Source organism: Steroidobacter agaridevorans, assembly GCF_009932555.1.
In the GTDB taxonomy this organism is placed as follows: Bacteria; Pseudomonadota; Gammaproteobacteria; order Steroidobacterales; family Steroidobacteraceae; genus Steroidobacter; species Steroidobacter agaridevorans.
This window is the reverse complement of record NZ_BLJO01000001.1, coordinates 1,332,065-1,355,262: the sequence shown is the minus strand read 5'-3', so window position 1 is coordinate 1,355,262 and position 23,198 is coordinate 1,332,065. Positions and strand designations below refer to the sequence as shown.

The following is a 23,198-nucleotide window of genomic DNA, read 5'->3' as shown; positions in this document are numbered from 1 at the left end:
ATCACCGAACCTTTGATCTTCAAACATTCGCGCTCCGGGCGCAGCGCCGTCGGCCAGTATCCGCAAGGCGCCACCGCCGAAGTGCCGGAGAAGTTTCGTCGTCGCAAGCGCGCGGCGCTGCCGGAAGTGTCGGAGCTGCAGGCGGTGCGCCACTTCACCCGTCTGTCGCAGCTGAATTTCTCGATCGACACGCACTTCTACCCGTTGGGTTCGTGCACGATGAAGTACAACCCGCGGGCGTGTAATGCGTTCGCGATGCTGCCCGAGTTTCTCGGCCGTCATCCGCTGGCGCCGAGCTCACTGAGCCAGGGCTTCCTCGCCTGTATGTATGAATTGCAGGAGATGTTGAAGGAAGTCACCGGCATGAAAGGCGTGTCGCTCACGCCGATGGCCGGCGCGCAGGGTGAATTCGCAGGCGTTGCGATGATTCGTGCGTATCACCGCGCACGCAACGATCTGGAACGCACCGAAATCATCGTTCCCGACGCTGCCCACGGCACCAACCCCGCGACCGCGACCATGTGTGGTTGCACGGTGGTCGAAATCCCATCGTTGGCCAATGGCGACATCGACATCGAGGCGCTCAAGGCGGCGCTCGGCCCGAAGACGGCCGGCATCATGCTGACCAATCCGTCGACGCTGGGTGTGTTCGAACGTCGCATTCAAGAAGTCGCCAAGCTCGTGCACGACGCCGGCGGCTTGCTCTATTACGACGGCGCCAACCTCAACGCGATTCTCGGCAAGGTGCGCCCCGGCGACATGGGCTTCGACGTCATTCACATGAACCTGCACAAGACCTTCTCGACGCCGCACGGCGGTGGTGGTCCGGGTTCAGGTGCGGTCGGCGTCGGCCAGCGTTTGCTGCCGTTCCTGCCCATTCCGACAGTGGGCAAGGAAGGCGACAACTATCGCTGGCTGGACGAGAAGGATGTGCCGCAGACCATCGGCCGTCTGTCTGCATTCATGGGCAACGCCGGCGTGCTGCTGCGTGCGTATGTTTATATGCGCATGCTCGGCCGCGAAGGCATGCACCGAGTGGCGGAATTCTCGGCGCTCAACGCCAACTATCTGCTGGCTCGCCTGAAGAAGGCGGGCTTCGATGCGGCTTATCCGGAGCGTCGCGCCAGCCACGAGTTCATCATCACCATGAAACGCCAGGCCAAGGAGCTGGGCGTGAATGCGATGGACTTCGCCAAGCGCCTGCTCGATTACGGCTTCCATGCACCGACCACCTACTTCCCCCTGCTGGTGCCGGAGTGCCTGCTGATCGAGCCCACCGAGACCGAGGCCAAGGAGGAACTGGATGCCTTCGTCGATGCATTGATCGCGATTCAGGCCGAAGCCGAACAGGATGCGGCCAAGGTCAAAGGCGCTCCTTATACTTTGCCGGTCCGGCGTCTCGACGACGTGCGCGCCGCCAAGCAGCTCGATCTGACCTACGGAATGAGAAGTACTGAATGACAATAACAGAGCGCCCCAAGCTCGCCGGCATGCGCCGGCTGTTGCTCGCATTCGTGAATTCATGGAAGGGTTTCCGGGGCGCGTTCCGTAGCGAAGCGGCGTTCAGGCAGGAAGTGGCCCTGGCGGTGGTATTGCTGCCGCTGGGGACTTACCTGGGCAAAACACCGATCGAAAAGGCCTTGTTGGTCAGCTCGGTCCTGCTGGTGCTGATCGTGGAACTGCTCAACACGGGCATCGAAACCGTGGTCGACCGCATCGGCCTGGAGCGCCACGAGCTGTCCGGGCTGGCCAAAGACGTCGGCTCGACCGCCGTACTGCTATCCTTCGGCGTCCTGGTCGTGATCTGGGGGTTCCTGCTGCTGGGCTGACCGGCCGTCCAGTGAACCCCGGCTCGCGGCTCCTTCAACAGCCTCGAACGCGGTTCACCATGCATAGAACTCTCGCCGTTGCCGGACTGCTGCTGCTTGCCTCCCTGCCTTCTTACTCCCAGGCGCCCGGATCGGCGCCCAGCGCGTCCCCGGTGCCGCCGGCTGCGGTGCCGGTCCCCGATGTCGAGGATTCACGCTGGACCCGCACGCTGGAACGCGTCGCCAGCGGCGTGGTCACCATCCAGGTCGACCTGGCCCGGGCCTTCGACACTGAATGGAATATGTCGAGTCAGGCGACCGGCTTCGTGGTCGACGCCCAGCGCGGCCTGATTCTCACCAATCGTCACGTCGTGACGCCCGGCCCGGTGACGGCCACCGCGGTGTTTCTGAACCGCGAGGAAGTCACGTTGTATCCGGTGTATCGCGACCCGGTGCACGACTTCGGCTTCTATCGTTACGACCCGTCCAAGCTGCGCTTCATCAAGCCCACCGAGTTGAAGCTGCATCCGCAGGGCGCCCAGGTCGGCAGAGAAATCCGCGTCATCGGCAACGACGCCGGCGAACAACTTTCGATTCTCGCGGGCACGCTCGCACGCCTGGATCGCGAGGCGCCGAACTACGGCCTCGGCAAGTACAACGACTTCAACACGTTTTATTACCAGGCCGCCTCGAGCACCTCGGGCGGCTCGTCCGGCTCGCCGGTGATCGATATCGACGGTCGCGTGCTGGCGCTCAACGCGGGCGGCAGCAACGCAGCGGCTTCGAGTTTCTATCTGCCGTTGGATCGAGTGACGCGCGCGCTCGAGGCGATTCAGAAGAACAAACCGGTCGCTCGCGGCACGCTGCAGACGGTGTTCGGTTACACGCCGTTCGACGAAGTGCGGCGCCTCGGGCTGCGCAACGAGTCCGAGATCGAGGTGCGCAAGAAGTTTCCGAACAGCGTCGGCATGCTGGTCGTGTCGGAAGTGCAACGGGGCTCGGCTGCCGAGAACGTGCTCGAGCCGGGCGATGTGCTGGTGCGTATCAACGGTCAGCTCACCGCCGATTTCTCGCTGCTGGCGAGCACGCTCGACGACAACGTCGGCAAGACGGTGAAGCTGGCCATCGAGCGCGGCGGTCAGCAGTTCGAGCGCGAGCTGCCGATCCAGGATTTGTATGAAGTGATGCCGGACGAGTTCCTGGAGTTCGGTGACGCGATCGTTCACAACCTGTCCTGGCAACAGGCGCGTCACATCAATGTTCCGATCAAAGGCGTGTATGTCGCCAACCCTGGTTACATTCTCGGCGCCGCTGGCGTGCCGCGTGGCGCGGTCATCAGCGAGGCGGGCGGCAAGGACATCGGCGGTCTGGGCGACCTCGAAGATGTGCTGTCGAAGCTCGGCGATGGCGAGCGCATCACGGTACGTTTCTTCACCATCGACGATCCGAAGACCGCGCAATGGCGCAGCGTGCGCATGGATCGCCGCTGGTTCCCGGCGCGAGTCTGCAAACGCGACGACAAGCAGGGCTCCTGGCCGTGCACCGCATGGGGCATGGATGGCCTTGCGAAAACGCCGGAGCCGGCCACGACGACGTTCGCGAAGACCGGCGACCCGTTGATCAACAAGCTGGCGCCGTCGCTGGTGCTGGTGAACTTCGACATGCCGTATTCGGTGTCGGGTATCACCGAGCGCAGCTATTACGGCACTGGCCTGATCGTGGATGCGGAGCGCGGCCTGGTGATCGTCGACCGCAACACGGTGCCGTCGCCGCTCGGCGATGTGCGGATCACGTTCGCAGGCTCGATCGAAGTGCCCGGTCGGGTCGAATACGTTCATCCTTTGCACAATATCGCCGCGATTTCTTATGACCCGAAATTGATCGGCGCCACGCCCGCCAAAGCTGCGACGTTGAAATCGGTGGATGTGCAGCCGGGCCAGGAAGTGTGGGCCGTCGGCATGCGCGTCGATGGCAAGGTGCAATCGCGCTCGGCCACGGTCGCGTCGGTGGACCCTGTGGGATTCCCGCTGTCGCGCACGCTGCAATTCCGCGACGCCAACCTGGAAACCATTTCTTTGGTCAACGGACCGGCGGACTACGACGGCGTGCTGGTCGACAAGAGCGGCGCGGTGATCGCGACGTGGGCCAGCTTCGCGTACGAAGCCGGTCGTGAGATTGCGCAGGAGAATCGCGGCATCTCGGCCGAGCTGTTGCAGGAGATGTTGCCGCTGGTCCGCGATGGTCGCGCGCTCCATTCGCTCGAGGCGGAGCTGCAGCCGGTGCCGCTGTCGGTCGCGCGCAAACAGGATTTGCCGGATGACTGGATCCGCCGTTTGGAACAACACAGCCCCGAGCGCCGTCAGGTGTTGAGCGTGGTGCGCACGGTCGGCGGCTCGCCGGCAGATGGACTGCTGCGCTCGGGCGATCTGATTCTGGATATCGATGGCGCCATCGTGAATCGCTTCCGGGAAGTGGAGCGAAGCGTGCAGAAGCCATCGGTGCGAGTCACCGTGTGGCGTGACAAGGGTGTGCAGGCCATCGAGGTGCCGACCGTGGCGCTCGGCGGCCGCGATCTCGATCGCATCGTGGTGTGGGCGGGCGCAGTGCTGCAGAAGCCGCACCGTGCGCTGGCTGCGCAGCGTGGCATCGACCCGGATGGCGTGTTCGTCGCGTACTTCTCGTACGGCTCGCCGGCGACGCGTTATCAGCTGTGGGCCGGCCGGCGCATCGTCGAGGTCGACGGCAAACCTGTCGCCGATTTGGATCAGTTCATCCAGGCGGTGAGCGGGCGCGAAGATCGCAGCTCGCTCAGGCTGCGGACGGTGACGTGGAATGGATCGGTCGAAGTCATGACCCTGAAGCTCGACAAGCGTTTCTGGCCGACCTACGAACTGCGCCGGACCGCGCAGGGCTGGGCCCGGACGGCGCTCGAATAAGACCGTCCGTCGCGCGCGACGAACGGGTGGAGCCCTACTTGCTATCATTGCTCCCATGGCTATAGGACGAGTTCTACAACAGGAGATCCAGGAGGCCGTCGAAGCGCTGCGCGCCGGCGATCTCGTGGCGTTTCCTACCGAGACGGTGTACGGCCTGGGCGCGAATGCCAACAACCCGGACGCGGTGCGTAAGATTTTCCGGCTCAAAGGTCGGCCGTCGACGCATCCGGTGATCGTGCACATCGATCATCCGCGTTATCTGCAACGCTGGGTGCGCGACATGACGCCGGAGGCGAAGAAGCTCGCCGATGCATTCTGGCCGGGCCCGCTGACGCTGGTCGCGAAGCGAGCGCCGGCGGTCAACGACGTGATCACTGGCGGGCAGGACACGGTCGCGATTCGGGTGCCGAATCATCCGGTCGCGCAGCAGTTGCTCAACGCGTTTGGCGGCGGCATCGCTGCTCCATCGGCGAACAAATATGGCCACGTGAGTCCGACGCGTGCGGAACACGTGCGCGAGGAATTCGGCGACGAGCTGAAGTTCGTGCTCGATGGCGGCGACTGCAAGGTCGGCCTCGAGTCCACCATCATCAGCTGCCTCGCCGACGGTCCGCGTGTGTTGCGGCCGGGGAGCATCAGCCTGTCGCAGCTCAAGGCGGTCGTGCCGAACATCCAGACCGGCCCGAATCCCAACACGCCGCGCGTGCCGGGCTCAACGTCGCGGCATTACTCGCCGGCGACGCCGGTCAACGTCGTGCCGAGCCGCCGGCTCGAGACGGTGATGAATGAGTTCACGCAGAATCATGAGAAGGTCGCGGTGCTGGCTCAGCGCCCGCCGGAACGGGCGAATCCTTTCATGACGTGGATCAATGCCGGCATCCGGCCCGACATCTACGCGCGCAACCTTTACGCGAATCTGCGTACGCTCGATAAGGCGTCGGCGAAGATCATCCTGGTCGAGGAAGTCCCCGAAGGTGAGAAGTGGGACGCCGTGCGCGATCGCCTCCGTCGCTCGGCCAGCGCCGAGAACATCGTCACTTACGACCAGGACATCGCTGCCTGGGTCGCCGACTTCGGCGAGGAAGGCGGCCCTCCCGGCTGACGCCGTTGCGCTCTCGCGGGCGCCTGCGCTTCGCTGGGCGCAAGGAGGCAGAGTGCGGAGAGACGAGAACGGTGGCTTCTCGTGGAGGCCGGCAGGCGAGCAACTTCCGGTCCGCATCGTCACCGCGAGCCCTGACGTCGACGTGGCTCGCACACCGTGCTCGGGGCGCGCGGTCCTCGTCCCTGCAAAACCTCTTCTCTGAACGGGAAGCGCTAGTCAGCAGGGACGGTTCGCTCCGCCGCCCACTCGCGCAACTCCGAAATCTTCTCCTCCATGGTGACCGACAGCGGCCGAGTGGTGCGAATCTCCTGGAGGATGTGCGGCGCCGTGGCTGGCGTGCCGCTCGCGTGAGCGGCGTACACGGCCGACACGACAGCCTGTTCGATCTCCGCGCCCGAGAATCCTTCGCACGCAGTGGCCAGTTGCCGCACGTGGTTATCGGCAAGGTTGAGGCTGCGCTTCTTCGCGTGGATCCGCAGGATGTCTTCGCGGATGGCGGCGCTCGGCAGGTCGACGAAGAAAATCTCGTCCAAGCGTCCCTTTCGGACCAGCTCCGGCGGCAGCGAGGAGATGTCGTTCGCCGTCGCCACGACGAACACGCGCGACTTCTTCTCCGCGAGCCAGGTGAGGAACGTGCCGAGCAGCCGGCGAGAGGTGCCGTTGTCGCCATCGCCGACGGAAACGCCTTTTTCGATCTCGTCGATCCACAGCACGCACGGCGACATCGTTTCTGCCGTCGTCAACGATTCGCGCAGATTGCGCTCCGACTCGCCGATGTACTTGTTGTGGATGGCGGCGAAGTCCAGCCGGAGCAGGGGCACGCCATAAATCCCGGCCGCACATTTCGCCGCGACACTCTTACCGCAGCCCTGCACGCCGAGCAGGAGCATGCCTTTGGGCGCCTCCAGCTGAGGCGCGCTGCCGTCGAAGGCGGGCTTCCGCACGCGGAGCCATTCCTTCAGCCGCGTCATGCCGCCGAGATCGGCGAACTGTGCGGTGTCGTACTCGTACGCGAGCACGCCGCCGCGGTTCAGCAACTCATACTTGGCCTGCATGACCGCGGGCAGATCTTCCGGTTTCAGCGCGCCGTCGTCGAAGATGACCTTGCGCGCCAGTCGCTCGGTGTCGCCGGTGGAAAGTCCGCCGAGATTTTCTACGAGCAGTTCCAGCGACTTGCGATCTGTCTTTACACGTGAACCGTAAGTTTGTGTCCACTCCGACGCGACTCGCTCGACGATGGCGTGACGCTCGGCGCGGTCCGGGAACGCGAGCTTGAACCGCACGCACAAATGTTCGAGCTCGCGCGGTAACAGAATCTCGTGACTGATCAGCACCACGTGGCGAGGCACGCGGTCGTAGTTCTGACAGATGTCTTTCAGCAGTCGAACGTTCACCGGATCGGTGAGAAACGGATGGAAGTCGAGCAGGACGTACACGCCGCCGGTCGCGGTCGCGCGCATGCCTTTCAGCAGCGCGGTCGGATCGTCCTGGTGCTGCGGCGGACTGACCAGACTCAGATCCAGCCGGCGCAAACCGTCCGTGACAGTCCACTGGAACACCGGCGTGTGCACGCGGCTGGCGAGCTTCGGCGACAGCGAGGCGAGCAGGGCGATCGCGCGAGGCTCGTCGCGCGTCTCGATGACGATCAGCGGCACCCGGCTCTTCAGCAGCGCTTCCAACTCTTTGCGCGTGTCTGTCGTGTCTGCCATGTGGTGAATCTAACTCCGTGTTCCTTACGTAAAGAGAGCAGCGAAAGGGCCGCCGGACCCGTGCTGTAGTTCCCGCGTCAGAAGTTTTTTCGTTCACGGGCATAAAAACTGTGACGCGCTTCTTGCATCGCCGGACATTTTTGCTAAATTTCGCGCCGGCCTGTGTAAGAGAGCACCACGCGTAAGCTGCAGTGCCGCTCGACCAGAACTTGTGAGAGCTTCAGACGTTCACGAAATCTGTCGCTCTTGTTGGTTGGTTAAGTGTTCGCAGCTTTTGAGAGGTGCCCAACAGGTGTTGCCCCGCGCAGCCAAGCAGTCACTCGCCGTTTCTCCGGCCCACTCCTTCGATTCCACCACGCTGACGGAAACCGAAATCCGTGCGCTGGTCGCCCGCTTCGGTTCGCCGCTGCTGGTGGTGGACTGTGAGCAGGTGCGCCGCCAGTACCGCGCCCTCAAGGCCGCGCTGCCTGGCGTCGATCTTCACTACGCGCTCAAGCCGCTGCCGCACGCCGCGGTGGTGTCGTGCTTGCGCGATGAAGGTGCTTATTTCGACCTCGCCACCACCGGCGAAGTCGAGCTGGTGAAGCAGCAGGGGATTGCCCCGAGCCGCTGCATTCACACTCACCCGATCAAGCGTGACAGCGACATCCGCGACGCGCTCCGCTACGGCGTCACGACGTTCGTCGCGGACAACCCGGACGAGCTGAAGAAGTTCGTGCGCTATCGCAAGCGCGCCGAGCTGCTGATTCGCGTGTCGTTCCGCAGCCCGAATGCCGTGGTCGACCTGTCGAAGAAGTTCGGCTGCGCGCCCGGCGACGTGCTCGGCTTGATCGAGCAGGCGCGCCGTCTCGGCGTGCGTGTGAAGGGACTGTCTTTCCACGTCGGCTCGCAGGCGACCGACCCGGCGAAGTACGTCGAAGCTGTACAGGCGTGCACCAACATCATGGCGGAAGCCGTGCTGGCCGGTCTGCCGTCGCTCGACGTGCTCGACATCGGCGGCGGCTACCCGGTCGCGTACAACGACGAGGTCACGCCGATCGACGAATTCTGCCGTCCGATCCGCGCCGCGCTCGCCAAGCTGCCGCCGCACGTCCGTGTGATCGCCGAGCCGGGCCGCTTCATCGCCGCGCCTGCCGCTATCGCCGTCTCCTCGGTGATGGGCAAGGCCAAGCGCGACGGTCGCTGGTGGTATTACCTGGACGACGGTCTGTACGGTTCGTACAGCGGTCAGATGTTCGACCACGCCAAGTATCCGGTGTCGGTGCTGCGCGAAGGCGGCGAGCTGTTCGAGAGCGTGCTGTCGGGTCCGACTTGCGACTCCATCGACGTGATCGACGAATGCATCATGCTGCCGGAGTTGGAGATGGGCGATCTGGTCGTGGGCCGCATGATGGGCGCCTACACCTGGGCCAGCGCCACCGACTTCAACTTCTTCAAGCGCGCCAAGGTCGTCGTGATGAACGAGACCGCCGACGCGCGGCGTGTGGTTCGCCTGCAGCGCAAGGCTGCCGGCGGTCGAGGCCGCGCTGCCTGAGCGCGGCGGCCTGAATGAGGTCGCCGCTTGCAGGTTAAGGTCGCAGACCATGTCGCTGGCGCGCAGAGCGCCGAAGGCATCGCGGTCGTCATCGATGTGTTTCGTGCCTTCTCGGTCGCCGCGTACGCGTTCTCGCGCGGCGCGGCGGCCGTCATTCCCGTCGCTGAAGTCGATTACGCGCGCCAACTGAAGCGCGAGCATCCGGACTGGTTCCTGATCGGCGAGCGCCACGCGCGTCCGTTACCCGGTTTCGACTGCGGCAATTCGCCCGCCGACCTCGAGAAGCTCGACGTCGCCGGACGCACGCTCATCCATACCACGCACGCCGGAACGCAGGGCCTCACCAACGCCCGGCAAGCTGACGAGGTGATCACGGGTGCGCTGGTGAATGCGGGCGCCATCGTCCGCTATATCCAGGCGCGTCAGCCGTCGATCGTTACGCTGGTCCGCATGGGGCACGAGGCGCGCGAGAACTGCGACGAAGACGATCTGTGCGCCGAGCTGCTGCGTTCTCGGCTGCTAGGCGAGCCAATGCCGGTCGCCGGCATACGCGAACGGCTGCGCAAGGCATCGAGCGCGGAGAAGTTCTTCGATCCCGCCTGCGACTGGGCGCCCGAGCGCGATTTCGATCTGTGCACTCGGGTCGACGAGTTCGATTTCGTATTGCAGCTGGAGACCGGCGCGTCACCGCCGCGCTTGCGCAAGATCGACGTGCCCAAACCCCCTATCGAGATCGTATGAGCCCGGTTCTCCGCACCATCGTGTTGCTGACGTTGTCGAACGTGTTCATGACGTTCGCCTGGTACGCGCACCTGAAGGAGCTGAATCAAAAGCCGTGGATCGTCGCGGCGCTGGTCAGCTGGGGCATCGCGCTGTTCGAATATTTGTTGCAGGTGCCGGCGAACCGCATCGGTTACACGGTCATGACCTTGCCGCAGCTGAAAATTCTGCAGGAAGTGATCACGCTGACGGTGTTCGTGCCGTTCGTGATGTTGTACATGCGCCAGCCGCTCAAGCTCGACTACCTGTGGGCGGCGTTCTGTATGCTGGGCGCGGTTTATTTCGTGTTCCGCAAATGAGCACCGCCATCCATCGCCTGGTCGAAAGCTGCCGAGCCGGCAACGATCCCACCGTGGTCGCACGCCTGCGCTCGGGCTGGGCGGTGATGGGGCAGAAGCAGGTGCTGACGGGCTACTGTCTGCTGCTGCCCGATCCCGTGGTTCCGCACTTGAACGCGTTGGCGCGCGCCGACCGCGATTTGTTCCTCTCCGAGCTCGGCTTGCTGGGCGACGCTGTGCTGGCGGCCACCGGAGCGTTGCGTATCAATTACGCGATCTTCGGAAATGTGGAGCCGGCGCTGCATGCTCACGTGCATCCGCGCTTCGTCGATGAGCCGGAGGCGATGCGCACCGCCAATCCCTGGGGCTACGACTGGCAGCGAGCGCCGGCGTTCGACGTCCAGATTCACGCGCAGCTGCGTGACTTAATTCGCCTGCACCTGGCCCGGCTCGGCGCCGCCGTATAATTTTTCCTGCGTGCTTTCCCGCGCGTTTTTGGCGGATTTCCCAGCAAGTCGCTGTCGACTGGCGCACAGTGTCGCCGCCTGGTGACGATCTCGGGTTTACACTCGGGGTTCGCGATGTAAACTCTGCGCTGCTTGGAAGCATTTTTCGAAGAGTGAGTAGCTCGATATGCGGGTCAAGTCGAGCCTGGCCAGTTACGTCGCAGAACAATTCGCGCCGCTCGGGCGCATTTCCAGTCGTGCGATTTTCGGTGGCGTCGGTGTGTTCATCGACGACCGTCTGCTCGCCATCGTGATGGGCGAGAAACTGTATCTGCACACGGACAAGAGCAACCTCGACGATTATGTCGCGCGCGGCATGCCGCAGTTCAAGCCGTATCCGAACGCGTTCGATCTCACCACCGATCATCACGAAGTGCCGCAAGAGATCGTCAACGACGCCGTACAGCTGAGGGTCTGGGGCGAGCGTGCGCTCAATGCGGCGATCGAGTCGGCGCGCGCCAAGCAAATGGCCGGCATCGAGCGCTCCCGCCACATGAAGCAGGCGAAGAAGCGCGCGAAACAAACCAAATAACCCGGACTAGCTTCGGGTCAGCGCCACCAGCGAAGACAGCGAGCGCACTGGCGCCGAGCACGTCATCCCGCGACACACATAGGCCGCGGTCTCGGGCAGAGGTTTCTTATCGGCAATTGCGGCCGGCAGTCCGGCAGCATCCGCCGCAATAGCGAACACCAATCGTCTCGGCGCATAGACCCTCGAAAGCTCGTCACGCCAGCTCTCGGCTTCTGTCCGCTCGCCGCGCACGATGACGATCTCCGGCGGTTCCAGATGCTCTTCCAGCGCAACGAGCAGAGCGGTGTGCGCATGAGGATAGTGCTGCAAGGCGGGCCAAGCGGCGCGCAGCGTCTTTGCTGCTGCATCGAGATATCGCGTCTCGCCCAGCAAAAGGCCGAGCCGGGTGAGCGCCTGCGCGGCGATGGCGTTGCCCGCTGGCACAGCTTCGTCACTGAACGATCGGGAGCGATGCATGAGCTGCTCGTGATCGTCGGCCGTGAAAAAGAAACCGCCGGACTCGCGATCCTCGAAATGCGCCAGCAGCGCTTCGGCCAGCCCGGTCGCGAAGGTGAGGTCCTCGCTGCGCCAGCGGGTTTGCATCAGTTCCAACACGCCGTCGAGCAGGAACGCGTAATCGTCGAGATAGGCGGCAAAGCGCGCTCGCCCATCCTTGTACGTCGCGAGCAAACGCCCATCGCGCCAGCACTGCTGACGAATGAAATCGACGGCGCGAGCTGCCGCGTCCGCCAGGTCGGACCGACGTAATGCGCGAGCGGCGACGGCGAGGCCGCTGATCGCGAGGCCATTCCACGAAGTCAGCACTTTCTCATCGCGTCCCGGCCAGACACGGCGATTGCGCACTTCCAGCAGCGCGCGGCGCGCACGCTCCAGACGTTTCGTGACTTCGGCGGGCTCGATGCCGAGCTCGGCGGCGATGTCGTCTTCCGACCGAAACACGTGCAGATGCCAGTCCTGGCCTTCGAAGTTCGCCGGGCGGTCGAGGCCGAAGTGAGGCGCGAAGACGGCGTAGTCGTCCGCATCGAGCAGGCGCGACACTTCCTCCGGTTGCCACACGTAGAACTTACCTTCGTGACCTTCGGAGTCGGCATCGAGCGCCGACCAGTAAGCGCCTTCGGGAGACCGCATGTCTCGAATCATCCAATCCGCAGTCTCGCTCGCGATGCGGCTGAACAGCGGCTCGCCGGTCGCCAGCGCGGCGTGCGCATAAACACGCAGCAGCTGACCGTTGTCGTACAGCATTTTTTCAAAGTGCGGGATCATCCAATAAGCATCGACGCTGTAGCGTGCGAAGCCGCCGCCCAGTTGATCGTAGATGCCGCCATCGGCCATGCGCTTGAGCGTCAGCGTGGCCATGTAAAGCGAGTGCAGATCGGGCTCTTCGGCGCCGGCCGTGGCGCGCCACTGCCGTAACAGGAACTCGATGTTTGTTGGATGCGGGAACTTGGGCGCGCCGCCGAAGCCGCCGAATTCCGGATCGAATGCGCCAGCGAGTTGCTGTCGAGCGGCGTGTGCCGGCGCCAGTGTCAACGCCGTGTCGCCCGACGCCGGCGCTGTGTGCAGCTGATCGAACGCTTGTTGTAGCGCCTCGCTCTGCTGGGCGATGTCGGCGCTGCGTTCGCGATAGAACGCGGCGACTCGTTGTAACAGATCGGTGAAGGCGGGCAGGCCGTGGCGCGCCTCCTTGGGAAAATAGGTGCCGCCGAAGAACGGCCGCTGATCCGTTGGGGAGAGAAACATCGTGAGTGGCCAGCCGCCGCCGCGCTGGGTCAGCATCTGCTGCGCAATCTGGTAAATGCGGTCCAGGTCGGGCCGCTCCTCGCGATCCACCTTGATGTTGACGAACAGCTCGTTCATCACCGCGGCGCTGGCCGGATCCTCGAAGGATTCGTGCGCCATGACGTGGCACCAATGGCAGGCGGAGTAGCCGATCGACAGCAAAATGGGCTTGTTTTCGCGCCGGGCCAGCTCCAGCGCCTCGGCGCTCCAGGGGTGCCAGTCGACCGGATTGGAGGCATGTTGCAGCAGGTAAGGGCTCGTCTCCTGCGCGAGACGGTTGCGATGTGTTGATTCGTGCATAGAATGCGCCCACTTTAAATGAACACCTCCCCCGATACACCGACCCCCGCGTTCTCTACGCCCGCCGAGCTGCCCGAGTTGCGCTTGAAGCGGGGTGAGGACCGTCGTCTAGCCGCTGGCCACCTGTGGGTGTTTTCCAACGAAGTGGACACTGCGCGCACGCCGCTGACGGCTTTTCAGCCGGGCGCGCTGTGCCGCGTGGTCTCCGATCGCGACAAATTCATGGGCTACGCCTATGTGAATCCGCGGTCGCTGATCAGCGCGCGAATCCTGGGGCGCAGCGCCCAGCATCCGCCGAGCAAGTCGCTGTTCGTGCATCGACTGCAGGTGGCGCAGTCATTGCGCCACGCGCTCTACGACAAGCCGTTCTATCGGCTGGTGTATGGCGAATCCGATGCGTTGCCGGGCCTGGTGCTGGATAGATTTGGCGACGTGATCGTCGGCCAGATCGCCACGGCGGGCATGGAAGCGTTGCGGCCGGAAATCGAAGCGGCCGTGAAAAAGGTCATCAACCCGGCGGCGCTGGTGTGGAAGAACGACGCTGGCGTGCGCGACCTGGAAGGTTTGGAGCATTACGTCGAGACCGTGTTCGGCGAGGCGCCCGAGTCGGTGGTCGTGGAAGAGGGCGGTGTCGGCTTCCAGGTGCCGCTCGGCAGCGGGCAAAAAACCGGCTGGTTCTTCGATCAAGCCGCCAATCGCCTGGCCTTGCGCAAATACGTCGGCGGAGCGCGAGTGCTCGACGTTTTCAGTTATCTCGGCGCCTGGGGATTGGGCGCGCTCAAGGCGGGCGCGACCGAAGTCACCTGCGTGGATTCGTCGGCGTCGGCTCTGGAGCAGTTGCAGGCAAGTGCGGCGGCCAACGGCCTGAAGCCCTCGGTGATCAAGGGCGATGCGTTCGATGCGATGGAGAAGCTGCATGGCGAAGGCCGTCGCTTCGATGTGGTGGTGATCGATCCGCCGGCGTTCATCAAGCGCAAAAAAGATGTGCCCAAGGGCGAGGCGGCGTACAAGCGGCTCAACCAGCTCGCCATGCAGTTGCTGGACAAGGACGGCATCCTGGTGTCGTGCTCCTGCTCGTACCACCTGGAACCGGACCACCTGCTGACCGCCATTCAGCGAGGTGCACGCCACCTGGGACGTTTCGCGCAGGTGGTGGAAGTCGGCGGCCAGGCCCCCGATCATCCGCTCCACCCGGCGATTCCGGAGACGCGCTACCTGAAGGCGTATTTCTGCCGGGTCGTCACCGACTGAAAGCTCGCCGGGCGGGCGAAGTCAGGGCATTGGTATACTCGCACCGATCATGATTCCCTACCCCGCGATCGATCCGATCATCTTCTCGGTGGGCCCGCTGGCCGTGCGCTGGTATGGGCTCATGTATGTCATTGGCTTCGCGGCCGGATGGTGGCTGGCGCGCCGGCGGGCGGCCCGCGCCGACTCGACCTGGCAGGCAGCCGAGGTCGACGATCTGATCTTCTTCGCCGCCATCGGCGTGATTCTCGGCGGACGCCTGGGCTGGATCCTGTTCTACGGCGGCGAGCAGGTGATCGCGGACCCGCTCACCATCGTCCGCATCTGGGAAGGCGGCATGTCGTTCCATGGCGGCCTGATCGGCGTGGTTCTCGCGGTGGTGCTCTTCGCCCGCCAGCGGCAGCGCCGTTTTGCCGACGTGCTCGACTTCCTCGCGCCGTTACCCGGCATTGGCATCTTCGCCGGCCGCGTCGGCAACTTCATCAACGGCGAGTTGTGGGGCAAGCCGACCGATGTGCCCTGGGGCTTCATCGTCGACCCTGCGCCGCTTTATCCCGTGCAGAAGGCCGAGGCCCAAAATTTATGTGAGCGCTTCGGCGTCGATCCGTGCGTGCTACACGTGCATGCCTCGCAGCTCTATGAAGGCGTGCTCGAAGGGCTCGTGCTGTTCGTCGTGCTCTGGTTGTTCACTCGCAAGCCGCGGCCGCGCCTGGCGCCTTCCGGGCTGTTTCTGATCCTGTACGGCACGTTCCGCTTCCTGGTGGAATTCGTCCGGGTGCCGGATGCAAATCGCGGCTACCTGCTGTTCGACTGGGTGACCATGGGCCAGATCCTGTCGCTGCCGATGATCCTGCTCGGCGTCATCCTGATGGCGTGGGCGTATCGCAGCCAGCAGGCCAGCGGCAACTACGGCGCCAAGCAGCTCGCGACCGCGTCATGAAGCAGTACCTGGAGATGCTCCGGCACGTCCGCGAGCACGGTCTGCGCAAGACCGATCGCACCGGCACGGGCACGCTGTCCGTGTTCGGCTATCAGGCGCGCTTCGATCTGTCGCAAGGCTTTCCGCTGGTCACGACCAAGAAGCTGCACCTCAAATCCATCATCTATGAGTTGCTGTGGTTCCTGAAGGGCGACACCAACGTCAAATATCTGCACGACCACGGCGTGTCGATCTGGGACGAGTGGGCCGATGAGAACGGCGAGCTCGGTCCGATCTACGGCAAGCAGTGGCGCTCGTGGCCCGGCCCGGACGGCAAGACCATCGACCAGATCAGCCGCACGCTCGACCTGATCCGCCGCAATCCCGATTCCCGCCGCATCATCGTCAACGCCTGGAACGTCGGCGAGCTGGAGCAGATGTCGCTCACGCCGTGCCACGCGCTGTTCCAGTTCTGGGTGGGCGAGGGCAAGCTGTCGTGCCAGCTGTATCAACGCAGCGCCGATGTGTTCCTCGGTGTGCCGTTCAATATCGCCTCCTATGCGCTGCTGACGCATATGTTCGCGCAGCAGTGCGATCTCGAGCCCGGCGAATTCATCTGGACCGGCGGCGACACGCATCTGTATCTGAATCACCTGAAGCAGGCCGACGAGCAGCTGGCTCGCGAGCCGTTGCCATTGCCGAAGCTCGTGATCAAGCGCAAGCCGCCATCGATCTTCGAATACGAGTACGAAGACTTTCAGGTCGTCGACTACCAGGCCCACCCGTCCATCAAAGCGCCCATCGCCGTCTAATTTAAATGGCCAAGCAGAACCGTCGCACTCAGTCGCGCAACAAGACTCGCTCGTCCGGCAAAACCAATCGCTCACAAAAGAAGTCGGTTCCTAAAGCGCGCCGGCCTCAGCCCAAAAAGCGGGCGGTGTTGAACTCGCCGCTGGTCGAAGCCCGCAACTCGCCGATTCATGGTCGCGGTGTGTACGCGATCGTGCCCATCAAAAAGGGCGCACGCGTCATCGAGTATCTCGGCGAGCGCATCTCGCACGGCGAGGCCGATGCGCGCTATGAGAAGAAGGGCGACGATGACGGTCACACCTTCCTGTTCATCGCCAGCAATCGCACCGTGATCGATGCCGGCGTCGACGGCAACGACGCGCGCTTCATCAATCACAGCTGCGCGCCGAATTGCGAGACGGTCATCGAAAACAGCCGCGTGTTCATCGACGCCATTCGCAACATCAAGCCGGGCGAAGAGCTGGGTTACGACTATCAGCTCACCTGGGAGAGCACCGACGACCCGGCCGAGCTGGCGCTGTACGCCTGCCGCTGCGGCGCGAAGAAATGTCGCGGCACCATGCTGGACAAGGAGCCGACCGACAAGAAGGACGAAAAGAAAAAGGCCAAGAAAAAAGCCAAGAAGCGCTGAGGCATGGTGCTTTCCATCATCGTCGCCGTGGCCGACAGCGGCGTCATCGGCAGCGGCAATCAGCTGCCGTGGCGGCTGCCCGACGATTTGAAGCGTTTCAAGGCGCTCAGCCTGGGCAAGCCCATCGTGATGGGACGCAAGACTTACGACTCGATCGGCCGGCCGTTGCCGGGACGACTGAATGTCGTGATCTCACGCCAGCCCGGGCTGGAGATTCCGGGCTGCACGGTTGTGACTTCCATCGACGAGGCGCTCGCCGCCGCGCAGCCGGCGCCGGAAATCGTGATCGTCGGCGGCGCCGATATCTACCGGCAAGTGCTGCCACAGGTTCAGATCATCCATCTCACTCGCGTGCATGCGAATGTCGCCGGGGACGTAGTGTTTCCCAAGCTGCAGGAACACGAGTGGCGCGAGGTCGCTAAGGAGTATCATCCGGCCGACGAGCGCCACGCGCACGCTTTCACCTTCAGCACGCTGGAGAGAGTCGGCCCATGACCACCAAGATGCGTTACAACTGTGCGACCTGTCCGGGGTATTGCTGCAGCCACTCGCGCATTGCGGTGAGCGAGCACGATATCGCGCGGCTCGCCAAGCATTTCGACTTGTCGCCCGCCGAGGCCAAGAAGAAGTTCACCTACAACTACAAGACCAAGGAAGTGGACGAGCAGATCCTGCGGCACCAGAAAGATCACATCTACAAAACCATCTGCCGTTTCTTCGACACCGACGAGCGCCGCTGCACGGTGTATGAAGCCCGCCCGAACGTCTGTCGCAAGTATCCGTACGGCAACCGCTGCGGCTATCACGAATTTCTGATGTTCGAGCGTGAGCACCAGGGCGACGACGAGTTCATTCCGTCCGCTTGATTTGAAGTGCGGCTGAACAAGTACATCAGCGAGACCGGTCTGTGCTCGCGACGCGAGGCCGACGCTCGAATCGAAGCGGGGCGGGTGACCATCAACGGCGCGGTCGCGACCTTGGGCACCAAGGTCAACGAAGGCGACGTTGTTTGTGTCGACGGCCAGCCGGTCGGCGGCGAGCAGCAGCACGTCTATATCGCGCTCAACAAGCCGGTCGGCGTCATCTGCACCACCGACCGTGAGATTCCCGGAAACATCACCGACTTCGTCAACTATCGCGAGCGGATCTTTCCCATCGGGCGCCTGGACAAGGAGTCCGAAGGGCTGATCCTGCTGACCAATAACGGCGACATCGTCAACGAGATCCTGCGGGTCGAGAACGCCCACGAAAAGGAATATGTCGTAACGGTCGACCGGCCCGTTACTGAGATCTTTCTCAATGGCATGGCGAGCGGGGTGCGAATCCTCGGCACCGTCACGCGGCCCTGTAAAGTCACACGCATCGCGCCGGCCACCTTCCGGATCGTGCTGACCCAGGGCTTGAACCGCCAGATCCGGCGGATGTGCTCGTTCTTCGGCTACAAGGTGTTGCGCCTGCAACGCGTGCGGATCATCAATTTGACATTGGACGGGCTCAAAGTGGGGCAGTGGCGCGAGTTGAAGGACAGCGAAGTGCGCGGATTGCTCCCCCATAAACCCGGATTCAATTTCTAACGCCCGCCGGTCGGATCGCCCGCCGGGTCCGCTAGACGTTTCCTCACGGCGCACAGTATCTTGCGCGCCGTGGACCACGATTACGACGTACAAACCCGGGTCACGGGGCTCGATGAGCTGCGCGTCAGGCGGCCCGGTGAGGCGTGCCTGGTCGTCATCCATGCGCCCGTGCAGGCCGACCTGGGCCGACGTTATGTCCTCGACAAGTCCGAGACCACGGTCGGGCGCGGACGGGATAACGATATCGTTCTACCGAGCGACTGCGTCTCCCGCCGGCATGCCCGCCTCGAGCAGCGGGGCGGCAACCTGTTCGTCGTCGACCTGGTGTCCACCAATGGCACCTACATCAACGACGACGTCCACACCGTCCGCGAGCGCCAGTTGCAGCGGGGCGATCGCCTGAAGATCGGCGACACGATTTTCAAATATCTGTCCGGCTCCGACATCGAGCTGCAGTATCACGAAATCATTCATCGCATGGCCGTGACCGATGGCCTGACCGATCTCGCCAACCGCAAGCGGCTGGACTCGCTGTTGGAAGAAGAGATTCCTCGCGCACGGCGCCATGGACGCGAGCTGTCGGTGCTGATGCTCGATATCGACCATTTCAAGAGCGTCAACGATACGCACGGTCATCTCACCGGCGATTCGGTGCTGCGCGGCCTGGCCGGCATCCTGCAGCGGCGTCTGCGTCCCAGCGACCGGCTCGGTCGATACGGCGGCGAGGAGTTCTGCGTCATCCTGCCCGAGACCTCACTTCACAACGCCGCCAAGATCGGCGAGGAACTGCGCTCGCTCGTCGAGGCGCACGCGTTCGTCGCCGAGGACAAGAACATCCGCGTTACGATCTCCGTCGGCGTGGGCTCGTTGCAAGAGAGCATGTCGTTGGCCGATCTATACAAGACCGCGGACGAGATGCTCTACAAAGCCAAGCGAACCGGAAGGAACAAGGTTTGTCACTGAGCCCGGCTCAGTCGCCATTGTCGCAGCAGAGTCTGCAATTTCACGGAGAGCCCATTTGGCCAGTTACCTGGCCGGCAAGCCGGTCAGCGTGACGTTTCAAACCAATGCGCCCCAGAAAACGGCGTATGGCCACGTGAGCACCACCTGCCGGGTGATCAGCATCTTCTAGCAGGGCCGAATATCACGTTCCATAGCGAGCCTCGCGCACCGGCCCGCGGGTCTGCTGTGCATCTCTTAAAGACTCTTCGCACTTCTCTCGATAGCTCTGCACCTTGCCGGCCGTTTCGATGTTGATGAAGACATCTTTCTCGAAGCGGCGCAGCTGCAATACATCGACGCGCAGTTCGGTCGCCAGCTGCGCGAGCCGCAGCTCGCCGCATAAAGTCACCGTCCAGTGGCCTAAGTAGCCGCCACAGGCAGCGGGCGGCTACTCCACCGTCACCGACTTCGCCAGGTTGCGCGGCTGATCGATATTCCGGTCCTTGGCCAGCGCGACGTGGTAGGCGAGCAGCTGCAAAGGAATATTCAGCAGCAGCGGGTCCAGCTCGGGTTCGGACTTGGGAACTTCGAGGATGCCGTTGACCGGAACGGGCAAGGGATCGCCGCGGTGGGTGATGGCGTAGAGCGGGCCGCTGCGGGCGCGGATTTCTTCGAGGGTGGAAACGTTCTTGGGGAACAGATCGTCGCGGGGCATGATGACCACGGTCGGGGTGTCCGGGCTGATGAGGGCGAGCGGGCCATGTTTCAGCTCTGAGGCGGGATAGGCTTCGGCATGGATGTAGCTGACTTCTTTCAGCTTCAAGGCGCCTTCCATCGCGACGGGGTAGCCAGCGGCGCGGCCGACGAAGTAGGCGCTGTCGTGAGCTGCCAGTTCCTTCGCCAACTCCGCGATCTGCGGCTCCATCGCCAGGATCTCTTCAACCTGCGACGGCAATGCTTCCAGCGCCTTGAGCAGGCGCGACCCGTGGGCGGTGGACATGTCGCGAATGCGGCCGAGGTGGATGGCCAGCAGCGCGAACGCGACGACGGTCGAGGTGAAAGTCTTGGTTGAAACAACCGCGATCTCGGGGCCGGAATGCAAATAGATGCCGCGGCCGCATTCGCGAGCGATCGTGCTGCCGACGACATTGACGATGCCCAGTACGCGGCCGCCTTTGCGCTTCACTTCCTGGACAGCGGCGAGCGTGTCGAATGTCTCTCCGGATTGGCTGACGGCGATGTACAGCGTGTCCTGCTCGATCACCGGATTGCGATAACGAAACTCGGAGGCGGGCTCAGCATGCGCCGGCACGCGAGCCATTTGCTCGATGAGATGCGCACCGAAGCTGCCGGCGATGTACGCCGAGCCGCAACCGAGAATTTTGACGCGGCGGATTTCCAGCAGCTCGCGCGCTGCCATCTCCAGGCCGCCGATGTGAGTTGTCTGGAAGCGGGTGTCGAGCCGACCGCTCAAAGTGCGTCGGATCGATTCGGGCTGCTCGGCAATCTCCTTGCGCATGTAGTGCGAGTAGCCTTCTTTGTCGAACGATTCGTCGGTGAAGGGAATCGTCGAGGGCTTCTTGGCGGTGGCGCCGCCGTCGAGCGTCGACGTCTCGAAGCCGTCGGCGCGAACCACTGCGACTTCGCCATCGTCCAGGTGCACGACGCTTTGCGTGTGTCGCACGAGGGCGGAGGCGTCGGAGGCAATAAACATTTCGCGATCGCCGATGCCGAGTACGACCGGGCTGCCATTGCGTGCGACAACGATCGTTTCAGGCCGCTCGGCGTCGATGACGGCCAGCCCATACGTGCCGGTGACGAGGCGCAAAGCGCCGCGGACGCGGCCTTCGAGCGTGTCGGCGGGCATGGCGCCGATCAGATGCGCCAACACCTCCGAATCCGTCTCTGAGCGAAACGTCACGCCGCTGGCTTGAAGCTTCGAGCGCAGCTGCGCGGCATTTTCGACGATGCCGTTGTGAACGATGGCGAAACGTTCGTGAGTGTCGGTATGGGGATGCGCGTTCCGATCGCTGGGCTCGCCGTGCGTAGCCCAGCGCGTATGTGCGATGCCGGTGGTTCCTTTCAGCCGTTCCGGCAGCGCGCGCTCCAGGTCGCGCACTTTCCCTTTGCTCTTGAAGATGGTGAGCTTGTCGTTGCGCGCACAGGCGATGCCTGCCGAGTCGTAGCCGCGGTATTCCAGCCGCCGCAGACCTTCAACCAGGATCGGCGCCGCCTCGCGCTTGCCGATATAACCGACGATGCCGCACATGATGAAGTCCTTCGCTCAGCCGTAAATGATTCTGCGGATCTGCCGTTCGCTGTACTCGGGTGCGCGAAACCGTCGCGCCGCCAGCTCGTCGCTGATCTGCAGATAAATCGCTCGGTTCGAAAGACCCTGGGCCTGCAGGGCGAGGTGGCGGCGGCGGACGAAGTCCTCGGGCATCTCGCTCATGAATGCCAGCACTTCGTTGACCAGTCGGGCCGCTTCCTGGGGTGTCAGGCGACTGGAGCGGGCCAGGTAGTCCACCAGCTCTCCCATGTCGTCCTGCGCCCCCTTTGGATCCGATGCGGAGGCGAAGTCTGCCGGCTGGTGCGTCATTTCCCAACAATCCTGCCCGATTTCGGGCAAGGATAGCCTATTTCTGGAAAAGGACGAGGTGCTGGAGAGGCAGGGTGCGGATGGTCTTCTGGTGCTTGAAGCCGGCTGCGGTCAGCTCCTTGACGATCTGCCGCTCGGTCATCTTGTGGACCGGCTTGATCATCACCGCCGGATCCTCGGCTCGATATTCGATCAGCGCGACCCGGCCGCCCGGCTTCAGCGCCTCTCGCACTTTGGTCATCACCTCGAAGGGATACTCGAGCTCGTGGTACACGTCGACCATGAACAACAGGTCGATGCTGTTGGGTTCGAGATTCGGATCGCTGGGCGTGCTGAGCACGGTGGTGATGTTCTTGATGCCGTCGCGTTGCGCGCGCTCGGAAATAATCCTCAACATGCGCGGTTCGACATCGATCGCGAGCACGCTGCCTCGCTCGCCGACCAGCGGTGCAATCCGAAAACTGTAATAACCGGAACCCGCGCCCAGGTCGGCGATGGTCTGGCCCGGCTTGATCTCCAGCGCAGCGATGGTCAGCTGTGGCCGCTCTTCGCTCTCACGCTGCTGTCGTTCCAGCCACGGCACACCGCCGGGCCCCATGACATGCGCGATTTCGCGGCCTAAATAGAATTTGCCGATGCCGTCGGGATCGTGCTCGGCGCGTGTTTCGTACGGTTCAGGAGCAGCGGCACAAGCGACGCTGCTGCCAACCAGCAGCAGGGCGGCGAGTAGGGTGCGGATCAAGCGTCGTTGCGGCTCAAATAGAAATAGATGTAACTGGTGATGAACAGCACGCAGACGCTGCAGGCGAAAATGATGCCCCAGCCGGCCGCAATGATCGCGAACACATCCAGCGAGCGCCCGGTGCTCGCCGCCTGCGCCGTCGAGAGGGAGCCGAAGCCCGCCGTGATGCCGAACGTGGTGACGCAACTGAACATCCATTTCATCAGATAGCCCGGCAGATAGATTCGCATACTGCGGTTGTGGCGGTAAGCGGCCGCACGCGTCATGCGATCGCCGCGGCTGGCATCCTTGAACAGCCAGAACGGCCACAGATAGCGAAACAGCACCAGTGACAGCGGCATGTCCTCGTAATGCGAGGCGACGGCTGCACCAGAAGAGCGCGACATCATCGTGAGTTACCCGGGCACATAGTAGTGGGTATCGAGGGATAGATGTCCCGCGGCCATGGATGGTTCCCGTGTGCCGGCGA

24 protein-coding genes are annotated in these 23,198 nt (G+C 63.4%); 17 read left to right on the top strand and 7 right to left on the bottom strand.

Annotated elements, in window-relative coordinates; translation table 11 throughout:
* The 4 genes from gcvPB to GYH35_RS05655 are packed head-to-tail and all read left to right on the top strand — an operon-like array spanning position 1 to position 5,846.
* On the top strand, positions 1–1,461 hold the full coding sequence (gene gcvPB / locus GYH35_RS05670) for an aminomethyl-transferring glycine dehydrogenase subunit GcvPB (protein ID WP_161827990.1): 1,461 nt from the start codon (positions 1–3) through the stop codon (positions 1,459–1,461).
* Positions 1,458–1,829, top strand: a complete 372-nt coding sequence (locus tag GYH35_RS05665) for a diacylglycerol kinase (protein ID WP_161814708.1) — start codon at positions 1,458–1,460, stop codon at positions 1,827–1,829. Before gcvPB ends, GYH35_RS05665 begins: the two co-directional genes overlap by 4 nt.
* A 59-nt stretch (positions 1,830–1,888) precedes the next feature.
* A complete protein-coding gene (locus GYH35_RS05660) occupies positions 1,889–4,744 on the top strand; it encodes a trypsin-like peptidase domain-containing protein (RefSeq protein ID WP_161827861.1) in 2,856 nt (951 codons plus the stop codon).
* 55 nt (positions 4,745–4,799) lie between these two features.
* Positions 4,800–5,846, top strand: coding sequence for an L-threonylcarbamoyladenylate synthase (locus GYH35_RS05655; protein ID WP_161814706.1), 1,047 nt, complete (start codon positions 4,800–4,802; stop codon positions 5,844–5,846).
* 212 nt (positions 5,847–6,058) lie between these two features.
* On the opposite strand, the gene GYH35_RS05650 is transcribed toward GYH35_RS05655, so the two are convergent.
* Positions 6,059–7,555, bottom strand: a complete 1,497-nt coding sequence (locus tag GYH35_RS05650) for an AAA family ATPase (RefSeq protein WP_161814705.1) — start codon at positions 7,553–7,555, stop codon at positions 6,059–6,061.
* Between the two features lie 295 nt (positions 7,556–7,850).
* On the opposite strand from GYH35_RS05650, the gene GYH35_RS05645 reads away from it, so the two are divergent.
* From GYH35_RS05645 to GYH35_RS05625, 5 genes are all read left to right on the top strand, one after another.
* Positions 7,851–9,089, top strand: coding sequence for a type III PLP-dependent enzyme (locus tag GYH35_RS05645; protein WP_407700193.1), 1,239 nt, complete (start codon positions 7,851–7,853; stop codon positions 9,087–9,089).
* Positions 9,090–9,116: 27 nt separating this feature from the next.
* Positions 9,117–9,830: a 2-phosphosulfolactate phosphatase gene (locus GYH35_RS05640; protein ID WP_161827860.1), complete on the top strand. Its 714-nt coding sequence runs from the start codon at positions 9,117–9,119 to the stop codon at positions 9,828–9,830.
* The gene (locus GYH35_RS05635) at positions 9,827–10,168 is read left to right on the top strand and encodes a DMT family protein (RefSeq protein ID WP_161814703.1); all 342 of its coding nucleotides are present in this window, start codon (positions 9,827–9,829) and stop codon (positions 10,166–10,168) included. The genes GYH35_RS05640 and GYH35_RS05635 overlap by 4 nt, the downstream gene beginning before the upstream one ends.
* Positions 10,165–10,614: an HIT family protein gene (locus GYH35_RS05630; protein ID WP_161827859.1), complete on the top strand. Its 450-nt coding sequence runs from the start codon at positions 10,165–10,167 to the stop codon at positions 10,612–10,614. Before GYH35_RS05635 ends, GYH35_RS05630 begins: the two co-directional genes overlap by 4 nt.
* Positions 10,615–10,780: 166 nt before the next feature.
* Entirely contained in the window at positions 10,781–11,185 is a 405-nt protein-coding gene (locus GYH35_RS05625) for a TfoX/Sxy family protein (RefSeq protein WP_161827858.1), read from the top strand.
* A 6-nt stretch (positions 11,186–11,191) separates the two neighbouring features.
* Here the strand turns inward: GYH35_RS05625 and GYH35_RS05620 are convergent, their stop codons facing one another.
* A complete protein-coding gene (locus GYH35_RS05620) occupies positions 11,192–13,264 on the bottom strand; it encodes a thioredoxin domain-containing protein (RefSeq protein ID WP_161827857.1) in 2,073 nt (690 codons plus the stop codon).
* Positions 13,265–13,282: 18 nt separating this feature from the next.
* Between GYH35_RS05620 and GYH35_RS05615 the strand changes: the two genes are divergently transcribed.
* From GYH35_RS05615 to GYH35_RS05580, 8 genes are all read left to right on the top strand, one after another.
* The gene (locus tag GYH35_RS05615; protein WP_161827856.1) at positions 13,283–14,515 is read left to right on the top strand and encodes a class I SAM-dependent rRNA methyltransferase; all 1,233 of its coding nucleotides are present in this window, start codon (positions 13,283–13,285) and stop codon (positions 14,513–14,515) included.
* Positions 14,516–14,564: 49 nt separating this feature from the next.
* Positions 14,565–15,452, top strand: a complete 888-nt coding sequence (gene lgt, locus GYH35_RS05610; protein WP_161814698.1) for a prolipoprotein diacylglyceryl transferase — start codon at positions 14,565–14,567, stop codon at positions 15,450–15,452.
* Complete coding sequence (thyA, locus tag GYH35_RS05605) at positions 15,449–16,243, top strand: thymidylate synthase (RefSeq protein ID WP_161827855.1); 795 nt, start codon at positions 15,449–15,451, stop codon at positions 16,241–16,243. Before lgt ends, thyA begins: the two co-directional genes overlap by 4 nt.
* Before the next feature lie 5 nt (positions 16,244–16,248).
* Positions 16,249–16,872, top strand: a complete 624-nt coding sequence (locus GYH35_RS05600; protein ID WP_161827854.1) for an SET domain-containing protein — start codon at positions 16,249–16,251, stop codon at positions 16,870–16,872.
* A gap of 3 nt (positions 16,873–16,875) precedes the next feature.
* On the top strand, positions 16,876–17,367 hold the full coding sequence (gene folA / locus GYH35_RS05595; protein WP_161814695.1) for a type 3 dihydrofolate reductase: 492 nt from the start codon (positions 16,876–16,878) through the stop codon (positions 17,365–17,367).
* Positions 17,364–17,738, top strand: a complete 375-nt coding sequence (locus GYH35_RS05590; protein WP_202624095.1) for a YkgJ family cysteine cluster protein — start codon at positions 17,364–17,366, stop codon at positions 17,736–17,738. Before folA ends, GYH35_RS05590 begins: the two co-directional genes overlap by 4 nt.
* Before the next feature lie 6 nt (positions 17,739–17,744).
* The gene (gene rluF / locus GYH35_RS05585; RefSeq protein WP_161814694.1) at positions 17,745–18,446 is read left to right on the top strand and encodes a 23S rRNA pseudouridine(2604) synthase RluF; all 702 of its coding nucleotides are present in this window, start codon (positions 17,745–17,747) and stop codon (positions 18,444–18,446) included.
* A 69-nt stretch (positions 18,447–18,515) separates the two neighbouring features.
* On the top strand, positions 18,516–19,409 hold the full coding sequence (locus GYH35_RS05580; protein ID WP_161814693.1) for a GGDEF domain-containing protein: 894 nt from the start codon (positions 18,516–18,518) through the stop codon (positions 19,407–19,409).
* 181 nt (positions 19,410–19,590) lie between these two features.
* Here the strand turns inward: GYH35_RS05580 and GYH35_RS05575 are convergent, their stop codons facing one another.
* Genes GYH35_RS05575 through GYH35_RS34515 form a run of 5 tightly spaced genes read right to left on the bottom strand, consistent with a single transcriptional unit; the run spans position 19,591 to position 23,118 of the window.
* The gene (locus GYH35_RS05575; RefSeq protein WP_161814692.1) at positions 19,591–19,797 is read right to left on the bottom strand and encodes a hypothetical protein; all 207 of its coding nucleotides are present in this window, start codon (positions 19,795–19,797) and stop codon (positions 19,591–19,593) included.
* 39 nt (positions 19,798–19,836) lie between these two features.
* Positions 19,837–21,657, bottom strand: a complete 1,821-nt coding sequence (gene glmS, locus GYH35_RS05570) for a glutamine--fructose-6-phosphate transaminase (isomerizing) (RefSeq protein ID WP_161814691.1) — start codon at positions 21,655–21,657, stop codon at positions 19,837–19,839.
* A gap of 15 nt (positions 21,658–21,672) precedes the next feature.
* The gene (locus tag GYH35_RS05565) at positions 21,673–21,987 is read right to left on the bottom strand and encodes a hypothetical protein (RefSeq protein ID WP_235936703.1); all 315 of its coding nucleotides are present in this window, start codon (positions 21,985–21,987) and stop codon (positions 21,673–21,675) included.
* Positions 21,988–22,024: 37 nt separating this feature from the next.
* Complete coding sequence (locus GYH35_RS05560; RefSeq protein WP_202624094.1) at positions 22,025–22,729, bottom strand: class I SAM-dependent methyltransferase; 705 nt, start codon at positions 22,727–22,729, stop codon at positions 22,025–22,027.
* Positions 22,726–23,118, bottom strand: a complete 393-nt coding sequence (locus GYH35_RS34515; protein WP_202624093.1) for a hypothetical protein — start codon at positions 23,116–23,118, stop codon at positions 22,726–22,728. The genes GYH35_RS05560 and GYH35_RS34515 overlap by 4 nt, the downstream gene beginning before the upstream one ends.
* Positions 23,119–23,198: the final 80 nt, after the last annotated feature.

Coding starts and splice junctions, on each gene's coding strand:
- GYH35_RS05620 (WP_161827857.1), bottom strand. CDS start 13,264: ATGCACGAATCAACACATCGCAACCGTCTCGCGCAGGAGACGAGCCCT.
- GYH35_RS05565 (WP_235936703.1), bottom strand. CDS start 21,987: ATGACGCACCAGCCGGCAGACTTCGCCTCCGCATCGGATCCAAAGGGG.
- GYH35_RS05630 (WP_161827859.1), top strand. CDS start 10,165: ATGAGCACCGCCATCCATCGCCTGGTCGAAAGCTGCCGAGCCGGCAAC.
- thyA (WP_161827855.1), top strand. CDS start 15,449: ATGAAGCAGTACCTGGAGATGCTCCGGCACGTCCGCGAGCACGGTCTG.
- glmS (WP_161814691.1), bottom strand. CDS start 21,657: ATGTGCGGCATCGTCGGTTATATCGGCAAGCGCGAGGCGGCGCCGATC.
- GYH35_RS05665 (WP_161814708.1), top strand. CDS start 1,458: ATGACAATAACAGAGCGCCCCAAGCTCGCCGGCATGCGCCGGCTGTTG.
- GYH35_RS05660 (WP_161827861.1), top strand. CDS start 1,889: ATGCATAGAACTCTCGCCGTTGCCGGACTGCTGCTGCTTGCCTCCCTG.
- GYH35_RS05635 (WP_161814703.1), top strand. CDS start 9,827: ATGAGCCCGGTTCTCCGCACCATCGTGTTGCTGACGTTGTCGAACGTG.
- GYH35_RS34515 (WP_202624093.1), bottom strand. CDS start 23,118: ATGATGTCGCGCTCTTCTGGTGCAGCCGTCGCCTCGCATTACGAGGAC.
- GYH35_RS05625 (WP_161827858.1), top strand. CDS start 10,781: ATGCGGGTCAAGTCGAGCCTGGCCAGTTACGTCGCAGAACAATTCGCG.
- GYH35_RS05615 (WP_161827856.1), top strand. CDS start 13,283: ATGAACACCTCCCCCGATACACCGACCCCCGCGTTCTCTACGCCCGCC.
- GYH35_RS05600 (WP_161827854.1), top strand. CDS start 16,249: ATGGCCAAGCAGAACCGTCGCACTCAGTCGCGCAACAAGACTCGCTCG.
- GYH35_RS05655 (WP_161814706.1), top strand. CDS start 4,800: ATGGCTATAGGACGAGTTCTACAACAGGAGATCCAGGAGGCCGTCGAA.
- lgt (WP_161814698.1), top strand. CDS start 14,565: ATGATTCCCTACCCCGCGATCGATCCGATCATCTTCTCGGTGGGCCCG.
- GYH35_RS05650 (WP_161814705.1), bottom strand. CDS start 7,555: ATGGCAGACACGACAGACACGCGCAAAGAGTTGGAAGCGCTGCTGAAG.
- folA (WP_161814695.1), top strand. CDS start 16,876: ATGGTGCTTTCCATCATCGTCGCCGTGGCCGACAGCGGCGTCATCGGC.
- GYH35_RS05590 (WP_202624095.1), top strand. CDS start 17,364: ATGACCACCAAGATGCGTTACAACTGTGCGACCTGTCCGGGGTATTGC.